The organism is Mycolicibacterium cosmeticum (assembly GCF_000613185.1).
GTDB lineage: Bacteria > Actinomycetota > Actinomycetes > Mycobacteriales > Mycobacteriaceae > Mycobacterium > Mycobacterium cosmeticum.
This window is the reverse complement of record NZ_CCBB010000003.1, coordinates 1053763-1069117: the sequence shown is the minus strand read 5'-3', so window position 1 is coordinate 1069117 and position 15355 is coordinate 1053763. Positions and strand designations below refer to the sequence as shown.

The window sequence follows — 15355 nt, the reverse complement described above, 5'->3', positions numbered from 1 at the left end:
TGTACTGACCACAGAGGTTGGTAACGGCGTGGTGAGGTGACAACAAGAAGACCTCCGAGTGGAGTGCGAGCTGTCTAGGAACGCTCACCGATCTCGGAGGTCTTCATGTCCCACCGTAATGCGCCCCTGTCCGAAACTGGACGGCTGCGACTGGCTCGTTGTGTCGTTGAGGAGGGTTGGCCCCTTCGACGTGCTGCTGAACGGTTCCAGGTGGCTGTCACCACCGCCAGTCGGTGGGCCGGACGCTACCGTGAGTTCGGCGAGGCCGGTATGAGTGATCGCAGCTCACGACCGCATCGCAGCCCGACGCAAACACCCACACGTACCGAACGGCGCATCGTCAAGGTGCGTGTCATCCGGCGGTGGGGGCCGGCGCGGATCGCGTATCTGCTGGGTCTGAATGTCTCCACAGTGCACCGTGTTCTGACCCGCTACGGGTTGTCCAAACTCCGGTGGCTGGACCGTCCGACCGGCCGAGTCATCCGTCGGATGGAGTCGGCTTTTCCCGGCGACCTGGTTCACATCGATGTCAAGAAACTTGGCAAGATCCCCGCTGGCGGGGGCTGGCGCAAGCTCGGCTTGACGACAGGCAAGAAGAACTCGCGGGCTGATCGCAGCACCGGCCTGCTCGACAAGTACCGGCGCCCGGCGCGGGGCTATCACTTCCTGCACACCGCAATCGATGCTCACTCCCGGCTGGCTTACAGCGAACTGCTCGCCGATGAGCGCAAAGATACCGCTGCCGAGTTCTGGATCCGCGCAAACGCCTGGTTCATGGAGTGCGGTATCAATGTCAGGAATGTGCTGACAGACAACGGATCCTGTTACCGCTCGCATCCTTTCCGGGATGCACTCGCCGTCACCAACATCAGCCACCGCAGAACTCGCCCCTACCGACCCCAGACCAACGGCAAGGTCGAGCGCTTTCACCGCACCCTGGCCGACGAATGGGCCTACGCCCGGCTCTACACCACCGACGCAGAACGCTGCGAAGAGTTCCCCCGCTGGCTCCACACCTACAATCACCATCGCGGCCACACCGCGCTCGGCGGCCAACCACCCGCCACCCGCGTACCTAACCTCTCAGGTCAGTACAACTAGCCACCTACTGGCCACCTACGCAGAACGGCTCGGCCGGGAGGCCGAGCCGTTCTTGCGTCAGATGATGCCGCGCTTGAGGCGGCGTCTCTCCCTCTCGGACAACCCACCCCAGATACCGAATCGCTCATCGTTGGCCAGCGCGTACTCCAGGCAGCGATCACGAACCTCGCATCCCTGGCAGATGCGCTTCGCCTCGCGGGTGGAGCCGCCCTTTTCGGGGAAGAAGGCCTCAGGGTCGGTCTGCGCGCACAGGGCACGCTCCTGCCACTGATCGTCCTCTTCGTCGGCCGCGACCGCGTCGAAGTCCATCCGTTCCGGTACCAAACTCAATTGCGGGCGTCCGGTCACCTCGAACGGCACCGAACCGGTAGTGGTGTGCGGTTCGTTGTCCACTGAACCGAGCTGCCGGTCGTCGAACCGGAGCACGCGGTCGAAATTGACCTGCTCAAAAGACATGTTCCGCCTCCTCACCTGATTAATAGTCCCCATATTGGAGCTCTACGGAGCTCCACTCCCGCCATCACTATTGTGGTGTAAGGCCATCCCCGATACGCTCACTGTCGAACACCTTCGAACAAGTGATCGAATCTCGGTCTGCGACACCGGAACCGGGGTCAACCGCGAAATGACACTGATGTGATTAGACACTTGTTAGCTGCCAGGGTCAAGCGGTGGAAGGCATTTTCATACCATCTCGTGACATAGATCCGGCGTGTCCATGCACCGGCGTGTTCGCCACACCCGCCGCGATGTCGGCCACACAGGGCCGCTGGCCTAGGGTCTGAAGGCGTGAAAGTCACCGTTTTGGTCGGCGGCGTGGGTGGCGCCCGGTTCCTTCTCGGCGTGCAGCATCTGCTCGGGTTGGGCCAGTTTGCCAGCCACGGCGGGCCGTCCCCGGCCGGCCATGAGACGCCCGAGCACGAGCTGACCGCCGTGGTCAACGTCGGCGACGACGCGTGGATGTTCGGTGTGCGGATCTGCCCGGACCTGGATACCTGCATGTACACCCTGGGTGGCGGAATCGACCCCGAACGCGGCTGGGGCCACCGCGACGAAACCTGGCACGCCAAGGAGGAACTCGCAGCCTACGGCGTACAGCCCGACTGGTTCGGCCTGGGCGACCGCGATCTGGCCACCCACCTGGTGCGCACCCAGATGCTGCGCGCCGGTTATCCGCTGTCCCAGGTGACCGAGGCGTTGTGCGACCGGTGGCAACCCGGCGCCAGGTTGCTGCCCGTCACCGACGATCGCAGCGAAACGCATGTCGTGGTCACCGATCCAGAGGGCGAACGCCGGGCCATCCACTTCCAGGAGTGGTGGGTGCGCTACCGCGCGCAGATCCCCACCCAGAGCTTCGCCTTCGTGGGGTCCGACAAGGCAACCGCGGCACCGGGTGTGCTCGACGCCATCGCCGGGGCCGATGTCGTGCTGCTGGCGCCGTCCAACCCGGTGGTGAGCATCGGGACCATCCTGGCCGTCCCCGGTATCCGGGGGGCGCTACGGTCCACCCCGGCCCCGGTGATCGGGTACTCCCCCATCGTCGCCGGAAAACCGTTGCGCGGGATGGCCGACGAATGCCTGCGGGTGATCGGCGTCGAATCCTCGTCGCAGGGCGTCGGTGAGCACTTCGGCGCCCGCAGCGGCACCGGCATCCTGGACGGCTGGCTGATCGACCGGGGTGACACCGCCGACATCGACGGCGTGCAGGTGCAGCAGGCGCCGCTGCTGATGACCGATCCGGCCGCCACCGCCGAGATGGTGCGCGCCGGCATCCGTTTGGCAGGCTTGACGCTGTGACATCGGCGCACACCGGCAACGACCACGGCACCGACCACGGCACCTCAGCGGCGATCGAGATCATCCCCGTCCACGGCCTCGGTGAATTCCGGCCTGGCGACGACGTTTCGGCGGCCATCGCCGCCGCCGCCGACTGGCTGCGCGATGACGACGTCGTCGTGGTCACCAGCAAGGTGCTGTCCAAGGCCGAAGGGCGCATCGTCGCCGCACCGGCGGACCCCGAGCAGCGGGACGCTCTGCGCCGCAAACTCATCGACGACGAGGCGGTCCGCGTGCTGGCCCGCAAGGGCCGCACCCTGATCACCGAGAACGCGTTCGGGCTGATCCAGGCCGCCGCCGGCGTGGACGGATCCAATGTCGACGCCGCCGAACTCGCGCTCCTGCCGGTGGATCCGGACCGCAGCGCCGCGGCGGTGCGCGACGGGCTGGTGCGCCGGCTCGGCGTCCGGGTCGGCGTGGTGGTCACCGACACCATGGGCCGGGCCTGGCGCAACGGCCAGACCGATGTCGCGATCGGCGCGGCCGGCCTGCGGGTGCTGCACGGATACGGCGGCTCGCACGACGCTTTCGGCAACGAACTGATCGTCACCGAGATCGCGGTCGCCGACGAACTGGCCGCCGCCGCCGATCTGGTGAAGGGCAAGCTGACCGGCATCCCGGTGGCCGTGGTGCGCGGCCTGACCCTGCACGACGACGGCTCCGGCGGCCGCACCCTGGTGCGCAACGGCGAGGACGACCTGTTCTGGCTGGGCACCGCCGAGGCGATCGCGTTGGGCCGCAGCCAAGCCCAGCTGCTGCGCCGCTCCATCCGCCGATTCGCGCCCGACCCCGTCGACCCGGCACTGATCGAGGCGGCGGTGGCCGAGGCGCTGACCGCGCCCGCGCCCCACCACACCCGTCCGGTCCGGTTCGTCTGGCTGCGCGAACCGGCGCGCCGCACAAGGCTTCTGGACGCGATGAAGCGACGCTGGGAGACCGACCTCGCCGGTGACGGGCGCTCCCCCGACGATGTCGCCCGGCGGGTGCGCCGGGGCCAGATCCTCTACGACGCCCCGGAAGTCGTGATCCCGTTCATGGTTCCCGACGGTGCGCACACCTATCCGGACCCGGCGCGCACGGCGGCCGAACACACCATGTTCACCGTGGCCGCCGGCGCCGCGGTGCAGGGCCTGCTGGTGGCCCTGGCCACCCGGGAGGTGGGCAGCTGCTGGATCGGGTCGACCATCTTCGCCGCCGACACCGTGCGCCGGGAGCTCGAGTTGCCCGACGACTGGGAGCCCTTGGGCGCCATCGCGATCGGTCATCCACCCGAACCGCCGGTGCCGCGTGATCCGGCGGGCACCGACGGTCTGCTGGTGGTGCGATGAGCCTGCACGCCTCCGTCGTCGACGCGCTGACCCGTTGGGAGGCACCGGATCCCGAGCAGGACGCGCTGCGGCACGCGGTGCTGGCCTTCGTACTGGCCCGCCCGGACGCCTGCCGGCGGGCGTGCGAACCCGGCCACATCACCGCGTCGGCATTGGTGCTCGACGACACCGGCACCCAGGCACTGCTGACCCTGCACCCCCGGATCGGGCGCTGGCTGCAGCTGGGCGGGCACTGCGAGGACGGGGACGCCGACATCACCGCGGCCGCGCTGCGCGAGGCAACAGAGGAATCCGGGATCGCCGGGCTGCGCCTGGATTCCGGGCTGGCACGGGTGCACGTGCACCCGCTGACCTGCTCGCTCGGCCTGCCCACCCGGCATCTGGATCTGCAGTTCATCGTCCGTGCACCGGCCAACGCGGCCATCGTGCGCAGCGACGAATCACTCGACCTGCGGTGGTGGCCGCTGGACGCGCTGCCCGCCGACGACCCGGCCCTGGCCGCCCTCGGTGCGGCGGCGCGGCACCGTCAGACGTCGGTGGAGTAGCGGATCCCGCCGTCGGGAATGGTCACCCCGGGCCACACCCGGGCGCCGCGCAACAGTTCGCAGCGCGCGCCGATATCCGCGCCGTCGCCGATCACGCCGTCCCGGATGAGCGCGCGCGGCCCGATCCTGGCGCCGAAGCCGATGATGGAGCGTTCGATCACCGCACCGGCGGCCACCCGGACCCCGTCGAAGATCACCGCACCGTCCAGCCGCGCTCCCGCGCCGATCTCGGCACCGCGGCCCACCACGGTCCCGCCGATCAGCAGCGCACCGGGCGCGACCGCGGCCCCGTCGTGCACCAGCCGCTCACCGCCCTGGCCGTTGAGGGCCGGCGACGGCGCGATCCCGCGCACCAGGTCGGCCGAACCGCGCACGAAATCGTCGGGTGTGCCCATGTCCCGCCAGTACGTGTTGTCGACATACCCGCACACCTTGCGGCCCTGCGCCAGCAACGCGGGGAACACCTCGCGCTCCACCGAGAGGGCCCGGCCCTTGGGCAGTTCGTCGATGAGCTCACGGCGGAACACGTAGCAGCCCGCGTTGATCTGGTCGGTCGGCGGGTCCTCGGTCTTCTCCAGGAACGCGGTGACCCGCCCGTCGGCGTCGGTGGGCACACAGCCGAACGCCCTGGGGTCACTGACCCGGACCAGATGCAGCGTCACATCGGCCTGGTGCTCTTCGTGGCAGGAGAGCAGCGCACCGAGGTCGGCTCCGGAGAGCACGTCACCGTTGAAGACCAGCACGGTGTCGTGGCGCAGCTTCGGCGCGACGTTGGCGATCCCGCCGCCGGTGCCGAGCGCCTGCTCCTCCACCACGTATTCGATGTGCAGGCCCAGTTTGGAACCGTCGCCGAATTCCGCCTCGAACACCTCGGCCTTATAGGACGTGCCCAGCACGACATGCTCGATCCCGGCGGCGGCGATGCGGGAGAGCATGTGCGTCAGAAACGGCAGCCCGGCCGTCGGCAACATCGGCTTTGGCGCCGACAGGGTCAGCGGACGCAACCTGGTGCCCTGCCCACCGACCAGGATGACGGCATCGACTTTCGCCGGATCGACCATGCCTAGAGCCGTCCTTTCGCCTGTCTGCGCCGGGAGCTCCCGACGACGAGTCCAGCCCGGGCAGCCAGGGCCCCCCTAATAGTCCACCGCAACGGTGCCCGCCACCAGCCGGGATGCCGATCGGCGAGGAAAGTGTAGGTGCTGCGATGATGCGCGGCCAAGTTCTTCGCGGGATCACGCCCGGCCGCGTGACCCTTGTCGTGCACGATCTCGGCGGACGGCACGTACACGTTCTGCCACCCGGCGGCGGTCAGCCGATCCCCCAGGTCGACGTCCTCCATGTACATGAAATAACGCTCGTCGAATCCGCCGATCTGGTCGAACGCCGCCCGCCGCAGCAACAGGCACGACCCGGACAGCCAGCCCACCGGGCGCTCGCTCGGCGCGAGCCGCTCCTGCCGGTAGGCCGCCGTCCACGGATTGTTCTTCCACACCGGGCCGACGACGGCGTGCATGCCGCCGCGGATCAGGCTGGGCTGATGCCGCGCCGACGGATACACCGTGCCGTCGGGATCCCGGATCAGCGGCCCCAGCGAGCCGGCGGCCGGCCAGCGCTGCGCGGCGGCCAGCAGCTCGTCGATGCTGTCGGGCCCCCACTGCACATCGGGATTGGCCACCACCAGCCAGTCACCGTCGGTGACGAACTCGGCCACCGCGCGGTTGACCGCGGTGCCGTACCCCAGATTCGACCCCGTGTGGAACAACCGCACATTGGGGTAGCGCTGCACGGCCTCCTCGGGGGCACCGTCGGTGGACCCGTTGTCGGCCATCACCACCGTCACCGGTCGCTCGGTGGCATGCGCCAGCGAAGCCAGGAAACGGTCCAGATGCGGGCCCGGCGAGTACGTCACCGTCACGATGAAGAGGTGGTCACTCACGGTCGTAGAGGGTAGCGGCGTGCCACGCTGTGTCCTGCACCTCACCGGCGCCGCGACACGAAACGCTTAACGGGCAAGCACTCCGGCGGTGTACTTCGGCTGCCAATCCGAGGTCAGCAGCGCGCCGAAGTTCGCCTCCCGGTCGTTGCGGTTGGCGGTGTCCAGATCGCGCACCGCGTGGATGAACGCCGGACCGGTCCAGCCCACCGCGGCGGCCGCGGCCAGCACGTCGGTGATCTGCTTGGCCTGCTCTTGCTGGCTCACGCCGTCGCCGGGGATGTCACTGGTGGACGCGCCCAGCTCGGTCAGCCAGATCTTCTTGCCGCCGTCACCGTGGGCGTTCATCACGTCCCGCATGCGCAGCACATCCGACCAGCCGTGGTTGCTGTCGGCGGCCAGACCGCCGGGGAAGACGTACGGGTGCGCGGCGGCGGCGTCGAAGAAGCCACCGGCACCGGCGTCGTAGAGCTGCTGCAGGAATCCGGGCGGTGAGTCCGGTCCGTCGAGCGGGCTCAGCCCGGCCGCGATCACGGTAGCCCCCGGCTGCACCGACTTGATGGCGCCGTATGCCGACTTCAGCATGTCGGTGTAGCGGCCCGCCTTGTTGTCGGCGAAGCCCATGAACAGCGGCAGGTTCGGCTCGTTCCAGACCTCCCACGCGTTGATCCGGCCGGCGTAGCGCTTGGCCGCGGCCGCGGCGAAGGCTCCGTAATCGGACGGATTGCGCGGCGGCGACGACGGGAAGAGCAGCTGCGCGCCTTCCAGCCGGGCCCACAGCGGGGTGTTGGAGATGATGCCCATCACCCGCAGGTTGTTCGCGCCCGCCGAGTTCACCAGGTTGTCCAGGTAGCCCCAGTTGTACTGGCCCCGGCTGCCCTCGATGACACCCCAGTCGACCGGCACCCGCACCCAGGAGGCGCCGGTCTTACCGACGGCGGCGATCTCTCGGCTGGCATCGGCCTGGCTGCCGGTGGCCCAGGTGTAGCCCTGGGCGAACCCGTAGCCGTCGGCGGGCGCGACCACGGCGGCGTGCGCCGTCACCGGTGATATCGACACCATCGACGCGACCAACACGACCAACATCACGAACCGGCCGACAACCCTGCTCAGAGGCGTGTGCATGCCCGCCAATGTACCGGACCTGCGCAGATGGCCGGACCTGCGGATCTGCTGAGCGTTCGGGCGGCGCGGTGCGGGCTGGCACGCCGGTGCGCGCTCCCGCAACTTCGACGGCAGCGCCAGTAGCCTGAGCCAATGCAGAAACCGGGCCGGGAGGCGGAGCACGCGTGAAGGTGACCCGGACCATCGCCGTCATCGCCGCTGCCGCCATCGTGGTGTGCACCGGCGTGGCCTGGAGCACCGTGCGCTCGTTCGAGGACGGCATCAACCACGTCAACTCGGCGGCGCTCGGCGGCGGCGGTGACGACGGCGCCATCGACATCCTGTTGGTCGGGCTGGACAGCCGCACCGATGCGCACGGCAACCCACTGTCCGCCGAGGAACTGGCCACGCTACGCGCCGGTGACGACGTGTCGACCAACACCGACACCATCATCCTGGTCCGCATCCCCAACAACGGGCGCTCGGCGACGGCCATCTCGATCCCCCGCGACTCCTATGTGGATGCCCCCGGGCTGGGCAAGATGAAGATCAACGGCGTCTTCGGCGAGGTGAAGCTCGACAAGATGAAGCAGTTGGTCGAGGTTCAGGGCGAGGACCCCGCCACGGCCGAGCCCAAGGCGACCGAGGCCGGGCGCGAAGCGCTGATCAAGACCGTCGCCAAACTCACCGGGGTGACCGTCGACCATTACGCCGAGATCGGGCTGCTCGGGTTCTCGCTGATCACCGATGCGCTCGGCGGCGTCAACGTGTGCCTGAAAAACGCGGTGTACGAACCCCTTTCGGGTGCCGACTTCCCGGCCGGCTGGCAGAAGCTGAACGGGCCGCAGGCGTTGAGCTTCGTCCGCCAGCGCCACGACCTGCCGCGCGGCGACCTGGACCGGGTGACCCGCCAGCAGTCGGTGATGGCCTCCCTGGCGCACGAGGTCATCTCCAGCAAGACCCTGTCCAGCCCGTCCACCCTGAATCGGCTGCAGGACGCGGTCCAGCGTTCGGTGGTGCTCTCCGACGGCTGGGACATCATGGATTTCATCCAGCAGCTGCAGAAGCTGGCCGCCGGGTCGGTGGCGTTCGCGACCATCCCGATCCTGCAGGAGGACGGCTGGAGCGACGACGGGATGCAGAGCGTCGTGCGGGTCGACCCGACGCAGGTGCACGACTGGGTGGAGAGCCTGCTCAACGACCAGGCCGCGGGCAAGACCGAGCAGCTCAGTTATTCGCCGGAGAAGACCACCGCCGACGTGGTCAACGACACCGATATCAACGGGCTGGCGGCATCGGTGTCGCAGGTGCTGACCGGCAAGGGTTTCACCGCGGGCGCGGTGGGCAACAACGAGGGCGGGCACGTCACCAACAGCCAGGTGCAGGCCGCGAAATCTGACGACCTTGGGGCGCAAGCGATTTCGAAGGAACTCGGCAACCTGCCGGTCGTCGAGGACGCCACGCTGGCGCCCGGCACGGTGCGCGTGGTGCTGTCCTCGGACTACACCGGGCCCGGCTCGGGCCTGGACGGCCCCACCGGGCTGTCCGGTGATTCCGCCGTCATCGAGCAGAGTTCGGGCGGTACCGGCGATTCGGCCGAGCCGCCCCCGCCGCCGTCGCCGATCCTCACCGCGGGTTCCGACGACCCGGCGTGCGTGAACTGACATGGCGACGATCAGCGCGGCGCTGCTGGATCCGCTGATGCGGCGCGACCCCGTCGGGCCGCGGATCACCTACTACGACGACGCCACCGGTGAGCGCATCGAGCTGTCGACGGTGACGCTGGCCAACTGGGCCGCCAAGACCGCGAACCTGTTGCGCGACGAACTCGGCGCTGGCCCGGGCAGCCGGGTGGCGGTGTTGTTGCCCGCGCATTGGCAGACCGCGGCGGTGCTGCTGGGCATCTGGTGGATCGGCGCGGAAGCGGTGTTCGGACCGGAGCCGGCCTCAGAAACAGCCTTAGAAACAGCCCCCTCCGATATCGCGCTGTGCACCGCGGACCGGCTCGACGAGGCCGACGCCGCCGCGGCGGCCGGCGAGGTGGTGGTGCTGTCGCTGGACCCGTTCGGGAAACCGGCGCCCGGCCTGCCCGTCGGTGTCACCGACTACGCCACCGCGGTGCGGGTGCACGGCGACCAGATCATCCCCGAGCGCGTGCCGGGCCCCGCCCTCAACGGCCGGACCGTCGGCGAGGTGCTGGCCGCCGCCGCGGACGCGGCCGGCGCGCGCGGCCTCACCGACAGCGACCGGGTGCTGTCCACCGCGGGCTGGGACACCGCCGAAGACCTGATCGCCGAGCTGCTGGCCGTGCTGTCGGCGGGCGCCTCGCTGGTCCTCGTGGCAAACTCGGACAGCGGCGCACTGGAGCGCAGGCGCGCGATGGAGAAGGTCACCACGGGCTGAGCAGGGCGGTTGCGCTCGCACCAAATATCCTTTGCGTCAATAATGTGATGCTATATGCCAGATGGGTGCCTCATGAGTACCCTGTGACAGGTGGGAAGCATCGCGATGAAATTCGCTGCATATCGGCACTTCGGGCATCGACGTGTGCAGGGCTATACGGAGTCGGCGGCCATCGGGTTGCTGCAGGCCGTTGACGAGCAGCAGCGGGCGGCCGGTATCCGTGGGCCGATCGCCGAGATCGGCGTCCATCACGGCCAGCTCTTCATCGCCATGAAGTTGCTCCAGCAACCGGGCGAGCAGGCCATCGCGATCGACCTGTTCGAGAACCAGGCGGCTAACATCGACAAGTCCGGCGAAGGCGACCGCAGTGAGTTCCTGCGCAACCTGGACCGCTGGGCCGACCGCACCGACCTCGTCGTGCACCAAGGGGATTCCACCCAGATCGTGCCCGGTGACATCCCGGCGCTGTCGGGGGTGCGGCTGTTCTCGGTCGACGGCGGCCATACCGAGGAGATCGTGCTCAGCGATATGCGGCTGGCCGAGAAGAGCCTGATCGACGGCGGGGTCGTGATCGCCGACGACGTGTTCAACCAGCAGTGGCCCGGGGTGTGCGTCGGCACCGTGCACTACCTGGAGCAGGGTGGCGCCCTGGTGCCGTTCTACATCGGCTACAACAAGGTGCTGTTCACCCAGCCCGAGCACGCCGACCGGTACCGCCACGCGCTGGACCGGGCCTACGCCGACCGCACCATGACCGCGGTGTTCGAGTCGGTGTTCGTCAACCACCCGGTGAGCGTGCTGGTGCCGGTGCCCAAGCACCCGGCCCATATCGCCCGCCGCAGCGAGACCGCCCGCGCCGCCTACCGCAAGGTCGCGTCACTCTGGAGCTGACGCGACCCCGCGACCGCGCGTTCAGCGCAGCAGCTGGCGGGACATCACCAGGCGCTGAATCTGGTTGGTGCCCTCGTAGATCTGGGTGATCTTGGCGTCGCGCATGAACCGCTCCACCGGGAAGTCCACGGTGTAGCCGTAGCCGCCGAACAGCTGCACGGCGTTCGTGGTGACCTCCATGGCCACATCGGAGGCGAAGCACTTCGACGCCGAGGCCAGGAACTGCAGGTTCGGCTCACCGCGCTCGGCGCGGGCAGCGGCGGTGTAGACCATCAGCCGGGCGGCCTCGATCTTCATCGCCATATCGGCCAGCATGAACTGGGTGTTCTGGAAATCGGCGATCGAGCGGCCGAACTGCTTGCGCTCCTTGGTGTAGGCGATCGCGGCGTCCAGCGCGCCTTGGGCGATGCCCACGGCCTGCGCACCGATGGTCGGGCGGGTGTGGTCCAGGGTGGCCAGCGCGGTCTTGAACCCGGTGCCCGGCTCACCGATGATCCGGTCACCGGGAATGCGGCAGTTCTCGAAGTACAGCTCGGTGGTGGGCGACCCCTTGATGCCCATCTTGTGTTCCTTGGGGCCGGCCGAGAAACCCTCGTCGTCCTTGTGCACGATGAACGCCGAGATGCCGTTGGCACCCTTGTCCGGGTCGGTCACCGCCATGACGGTGTACCAGGTGGACTTGCCGCCGTTGGAGATCCAGCACTTGGTGCCGTTGAGGATCCAGTCGTCGCCGTCGGCCACGGCCTTGGTGCGCATGGCGCCCGCGTCGCTACCGGCCTCGCGCTCCGACAGTGCATACGACGCGGTGGCCTCGCCCGCGGCGATCGAGGGCAGCACCTTCTGCTTGAGTTCCTCGGAGCCACGCATCAGCAGACCCGTGGTGCCCAGCTTGTTGCAGATCGGGATCAGCGAGGACGATGCGCACACCCGCGCCACCTCCTCGATGACGATGCACGCCGCGACGGCGTCGGCACCCTGGCCGCCGTACTGCTCGGGGATGAACACCGCCGAGAAACCCGAGCCGTCCAGCGCCGCCAGCGCCTCGTCGGTGTAGCGCGCCTGCGCGTCGACCTCGGCGGCGTACGGCGCGATCTCCTTCTCGCACAGGGCGCGCAGCACGGTGCGCAGCTCGTTGTGCTCGTCGGACAGCTGGAACAGGTCAAAGGACGGGTTGGCAACCATCGGATCTCCTCGCTACTCGCCAGTAACCATAGCCGGTTAATCCCGATTCACTCAATCGCCGAGCAGTCGGCTGCGCAACGCCGCGTCTTTCTCCAGCACCATCTGCTCCAGACCCGCCTGGAAGTCCTCCATTCGGGAGCGCAGTGCGGCGTCGCTCGCGCCGAGAATCCGCACCGCCAGCAGGCCCGCGTTGCGCGCCCCGCCGATCGACACCGTCGCCACCGGCACCCCGGCCGGCATCTGCACGATCGACAGCAGCGAGTCCAGCCCGTCCAGGCGCGCCAGCGGCACCGGCACACCGATCACCGGCAGCGGGGTGGCCGCCGCGACCATGCCCGGCAGGTGCGCCGCCCCGCCGGCGCCGGCGATGATGACCTCGATGCCCCGGCCCGCCGCGGTCTGGGCGTAGTCCAGCATCCGGCCCGGAGTGCGATGCGCGGACACCACCCCGATCTCGAACGGGATGTCGAACTCGGCCAGCGCGGTGACCGCGGCCTCCATCACCGACCAGTCGCTGTCGCTGCCCATGATGACCCCGACGCGGGGGCTGCGCTTGTCACTCACTGTCTAATGCCCGTCCCATCCATCGGTCCACTCGGCGTGCGACAACCAGTGCGCCGCCCGCTGCGCTCGTTCCCTCAGTGCCGCAACGTATTCCGAGTCATCGCTGGACCCCTGGCCCCCGCCGCCGACGATGTTGACGTGGCCGATCTTGCGGCCCGGCCGCTCTCCCTTGCCGTACAGGTGCACCTTCGCGTCGGGCATCCGGCCCATCAGGTGGTGCACCCGCTCGTCCATCGACATCTGCGGGGTCTGCGCCGCGCCCAGCACATTGCCCATCACCGTCACCGGGGCCAGCGCCGCGGTGTCACCGAGCGGGTAGTCCAGCACCGCGCGCAGATGCTGCTCGAACTGACTGGTGCGGGCGCCGTCCATGGTCCAGTGCCCGGAATTGTGGGGGCGCATGGCCAATTCGTTGACCAGGATCGCGCCGTCGGTGGTGTCGAACAGCTCCACGGCCAGCACCCCGACCACACCGAGCTCGTCGGCCAGTCGCAGGCCCAGCGCCTCCGCCTCGGCGGCAACCTCCCCGGGCAGGCCCGGCGCGGGCGCGATGACCTCCACGCAGATCCCGTCGCGCTGCACGGTCTGCACCACCGGCCACGCCGCGCCCTGCCCGAACGGCGAGCGCGCCACCAGGGCGGACAGCTCCCGGCGCATGGCGACGCGCTCCTCCAACAGCACCTCGACACCGTCGGCCAGATAGCCGGCGACCGCCTCCCTGGCATGCGCCAGGTCGCGGGCAAGCACCACACCGCGGCCGTCGTAACCGCCGCGGATGGTCTTGATCACCACCGGACCGCCGATCCGGGCGGCGAACACGTCGACGTCGTCGACGCTCGCCACCGCCGAGAACCGCGGGATCGGCGCACCGAGCGCCTCCAGCCTGCGCCGCATCACCAGTTTGTCCTGGGCATGGATCAGCGCCTGCGGCGGCGGCGCCACGTTGACCCCCTCGGCGACCAACCGCTCCAGATGGGCGGTCGGCACATGCTCGTGGTCGAAGGTCAGGGCGTCGGCTCCGGCGGCCGCCCGGCGCAGCGCCTCCAGATCGGTGTGCGCGCCGAGCACCACGTCGGGACTGACCTGAGCGGCGGGCTCGTCGGCGGCCGCCGCCAGCACCCGCAGCGTCTGACCGAGGGCGATGGCCGCTTGGTGGGTCATCCTGGCCAGCTGTCCGCCACCGATCATGGCGACGACGGGCGCGGCGGAGCTCTTGGGAGTACGTGGCACGGCACCATGTTTTCATGGCGGTTCCCATGGCGTACCGGGGCCGCCCACACCCACCGCGACCTGCGCAGGTTCACGTTGGCCAGTGAGTTTCCGTAGACTGTCTCTTCGTGTCCTTTGCTGATGCCACGATCGCGCGGCTGCCTCGCCCGATCCGGCCGTTCGCCGAGCGGCACCATGAACTGATCAAATTCGCACTGGTCGGTGCCACCACCTTCGTCATCGACTCGGCGATCTTCTACACCCTCAAGCTCACCGTGCTGGAACCCAAGCCGGTGACCGCCAAGATCATCGCCGGCATCGTCGCGGTGATCGCCTCCTACATCCTGAACCGGGAGTGGAGCTTCAAGGACCGCGGCGGCCGCGAACGCCACCACGAGGCGCTGCTGTTCTTCGTGGTCAGCGGCGTCGGGGTGCTGCTGAGCATGGCCCCGCTGTGGGTGTCCAGCTACATGCTGGGGCTGCGCGTGCCCGAGGTGTCACTCACGGTCGAGAACATCGCCGACTTCGTCTCGGCGTACGTCATCGGCAACCTGCTGCAGATGGCCTTCCGATTCTGGGCGTTCCGCCGCTTCGTCTTCCCCGACGAGTTCGCGCGCAACCCCGACAAGGCGCTGGAATCCACGCTCACCGCCGGCGGTATCGCCGAGGCGTTCGAGGACCATCACGAGCAGGCCAGCGGCACCGTCACCCCGTTGCGGCGGTCCCGCCGCGCGGCTCAGCTGGGTGATTCCTCGGAACCCAGGGTGTCGAAGACTTCGTGATACAGCAGGGAGTGCACCTGCTCCACCCGCGGGATGTCGTGGAATTCCAGGGGATCCTGCGCCGCTGATTCGATGACCAGCGTTCCGGTGCGCAGCATGCGGTCCAGCAGGCCGTGCCGGAATTCCACACTGTTGATCCGGGCCAGCGGGATATCGATCCCACTGCGGGTGAGCAGCCCGTGGCGGAACATCACCCGGCGGTCGGTGATGACGAAATGCGTTGTCCACCAATTCAGGAACGGCCACACCGTCAGCCACCCCACCAGGATCAGCCAGATCACGCCGATGACCGCGAACAGGATCCGTTTGGCGTTGCCGTCCCAATCGGTCTGGTTCACCCAGCCCGCGCCGAAGGCCGCCAGCGCGGTGGCGACCAGCAGCACCAGTACCGCGCCGATCAACCGCTTCCAGTGCGGATGCCGGTGCAGCACCACCCGCTCATCCTTGGCCAGCACGTTCTCCGGGTAGCCCACG

16 protein-coding genes are annotated in these 15355 nt (G+C 68.8%); 8 read left to right on the top strand and 8 right to left on the bottom strand.

Annotated features, from left to right (window positions below):
* Positions 1-105: 105 nt before the first annotated feature.
* Positions 106-1101 (top strand): IS481 family transposase, encoded by a 996-nt coding sequence (locus tag BN977_RS24310; RefSeq protein WP_036402126.1) that lies wholly within the window; start codon positions 106-108, stop codon positions 1099-1101.
* A gap of 57 nt (positions 1102-1158) precedes the next feature.
* Here BN977_RS24310 and BN977_RS33155 read toward each other — a convergent pair whose 3' ends face one another.
* The gene (locus tag BN977_RS33155) at positions 1159-1410 is read right to left on the bottom strand and encodes a WhiB family transcriptional regulator (protein ID WP_191262512.1); all 252 of its coding nucleotides are present in this window, start codon (positions 1408-1410) and stop codon (positions 1159-1161) included.
* Between the two features lie 480 nt (positions 1411-1890).
* Between BN977_RS33155 and cofD the strand changes: the two genes are divergently transcribed.
* From cofD to BN977_RS24290, 3 genes are read left to right on the top strand one after another with little or no spacing between them, the layout of a single operon-like run.
* Positions 1891-2898, top strand: a complete 1008-nt coding sequence (gene cofD / locus BN977_RS24300; RefSeq protein WP_036402123.1) for a 2-phospho-L-lactate transferase — start codon at positions 1891-1893, stop codon at positions 2896-2898.
* On the top strand, positions 2895-4265 hold the full coding sequence (locus tag BN977_RS24295) for a coenzyme F420-0:L-glutamate ligase (RefSeq protein WP_036402119.1): 1371 nt from the start codon (positions 2895-2897) through the stop codon (positions 4263-4265). The genes cofD and BN977_RS24295 overlap by 4 nt, the downstream gene beginning before the upstream one ends.
* Positions 4262-4810 carry an NUDIX hydrolase gene (locus BN977_RS24290; protein WP_024454794.1) on the top strand — a complete coding sequence of 183 codons (549 nt, stop codon included), beginning with the start codon at positions 4262-4264 and terminating at the stop codon, positions 4808-4810. The genes BN977_RS24295 and BN977_RS24290 overlap by 4 nt, the downstream gene beginning before the upstream one ends.
* Here the strand turns inward: BN977_RS24290 and manB are convergent.
* The 3 genes from manB to BN977_RS24275 form a co-directional block, all read right to left on the bottom strand.
* Positions 4792-5871 (bottom strand): mannose-1-phosphate guanylyltransferase ManB, encoded by a 1080-nt coding sequence (manB, locus tag BN977_RS24285; protein WP_036402116.1) that lies wholly within the window; start codon positions 5869-5871, stop codon positions 4792-4794. The genes BN977_RS24290 and manB overlap by 19 nt on opposite strands.
* A 2-nt stretch (positions 5872-5873) precedes the next feature.
* Complete coding sequence (locus tag BN977_RS24280) at positions 5874-6749, bottom strand: glycosyltransferase family 2 protein (RefSeq protein WP_024454792.1); 876 nt, start codon at positions 6747-6749, stop codon at positions 5874-5876.
* Positions 6750-6815: 66 nt separating this feature from the next.
* Positions 6816-7871: a cellulase family glycosylhydrolase gene (locus BN977_RS24275; protein WP_036402114.1), complete on the bottom strand. Its 1056-nt coding sequence runs from the start codon at positions 7869-7871 to the stop codon at positions 6816-6818.
* Positions 7872-8041: 170 nt separating this feature from the next.
* On the opposite strand from BN977_RS24275, the gene BN977_RS24270 reads away from it, so the two are divergent.
* The 3 genes from BN977_RS24270 (at position 8042) to BN977_RS31565 (ending at position 11144) form a co-directional block, all read left to right on the top strand.
* The gene (locus tag BN977_RS24270; protein ID WP_046873118.1) at positions 8042-9514 is read left to right on the top strand and encodes an LCP family protein; all 1473 of its coding nucleotides are present in this window, start codon (positions 8042-8044) and stop codon (positions 9512-9514) included.
* Between the two features lies 1 nt (position 9515).
* Positions 9516-10253, top strand: coding sequence for a TIGR03089 family protein (locus BN977_RS24265; RefSeq protein WP_036402111.1), 738 nt, complete (start codon positions 9516-9518; stop codon positions 10251-10253).
* 90 nt (positions 10254-10343) lie between these two features.
* Positions 10344-11144, top strand: coding sequence for a class I SAM-dependent methyltransferase (locus BN977_RS31565; protein ID WP_234709663.1), 801 nt, complete (start codon positions 10344-10346; stop codon positions 11142-11144).
* 21 nt (positions 11145-11165) lie between these two features.
* Here the strand turns inward: BN977_RS31565 and BN977_RS24255 are convergent, their stop codons facing one another.
* The 3 genes from BN977_RS24255 to BN977_RS24245 are packed head-to-tail and all read right to left on the bottom strand — an operon-like array spanning position 11166 to position 14120.
* Complete coding sequence (locus BN977_RS24255) at positions 11166-12326, bottom strand: acyl-CoA dehydrogenase (RefSeq protein WP_024454787.1); 1161 nt, start codon at positions 12324-12326, stop codon at positions 11166-11168.
* A gap of 51 nt (positions 12327-12377) precedes the next feature.
* Positions 12378-12890: a 5-(carboxyamino)imidazole ribonucleotide mutase gene (gene purE, locus BN977_RS24250; protein ID WP_264021010.1), complete on the bottom strand. Its 513-nt coding sequence runs from the start codon at positions 12888-12890 to the stop codon at positions 12378-12380.
* Positions 12891-12893: 3 nt separating this feature from the next.
* Positions 12894-14120: a 5-(carboxyamino)imidazole ribonucleotide synthase gene (locus BN977_RS24245; protein WP_268817594.1), complete on the bottom strand. Its 1227-nt coding sequence runs from the start codon at positions 14118-14120 to the stop codon at positions 12894-12896.
* 107 nt (positions 14121-14227) lie between these two features.
* Between BN977_RS24245 and BN977_RS24240 the strand changes: the two genes are divergently transcribed.
* Positions 14228-14881, top strand: coding sequence for a GtrA family protein (locus BN977_RS24240; RefSeq protein WP_024454784.1), 654 nt, complete (start codon positions 14228-14230; stop codon positions 14879-14881).
* On the opposite strand, the gene BN977_RS24235 is transcribed toward BN977_RS24240, so the two are convergent.
* Positions 14836-15354, bottom strand: a complete 519-nt coding sequence (locus tag BN977_RS24235; protein ID WP_024454783.1) for a PH domain-containing protein — start codon at positions 15352-15354, stop codon at positions 14836-14838. The two genes, BN977_RS24240 and BN977_RS24235, sit on opposite strands and share 46 nt — an antisense overlap.
* Position 15355 lies beyond the last annotated feature (1 nt).

Bases quoted from the DNA above. Each gene is read 5' to 3' on its own strand.
- BN977_RS24310 (WP_036402126.1), top strand. From the start codon at position 106: ATGTCCCACCGTAATGCGCCCCTGTCCGAAACTGGACGGCTGCGACTG.
- BN977_RS33155 (WP_191262512.1), bottom strand. From the start codon at position 1,410: ATGGACTTCGACGCGGTCGCGGCCGACGAAGAGGACGATCAGTGGCAG.
- BN977_RS24290 (WP_024454794.1), top strand. From the start codon at position 4,262: ATGAGCCTGCACGCCTCCGTCGTCGACGCGCTGACCCGTTGGGAGGCA.
- manB (WP_036402116.1), bottom strand. From the start codon at position 5,871: ATGGTCGATCCGGCGAAAGTCGATGCCGTCATCCTGGTCGGTGGGCAG.
- BN977_RS24275 (WP_036402114.1), bottom strand. From the start codon at position 7,871: ATGCACACGCCTCTGAGCAGGGTTGTCGGCCGGTTCGTGATGTTGGTC.
- BN977_RS24265 (WP_036402111.1), top strand. From the start codon at position 9,516: ATGGCGACGATCAGCGCGGCGCTGCTGGATCCGCTGATGCGGCGCGAC.
- BN977_RS24255 (WP_024454787.1), bottom strand. From the start codon at position 12,326: ATGGTTGCCAACCCGTCCTTTGACCTGTTCCAGCTGTCCGACGAGCAC.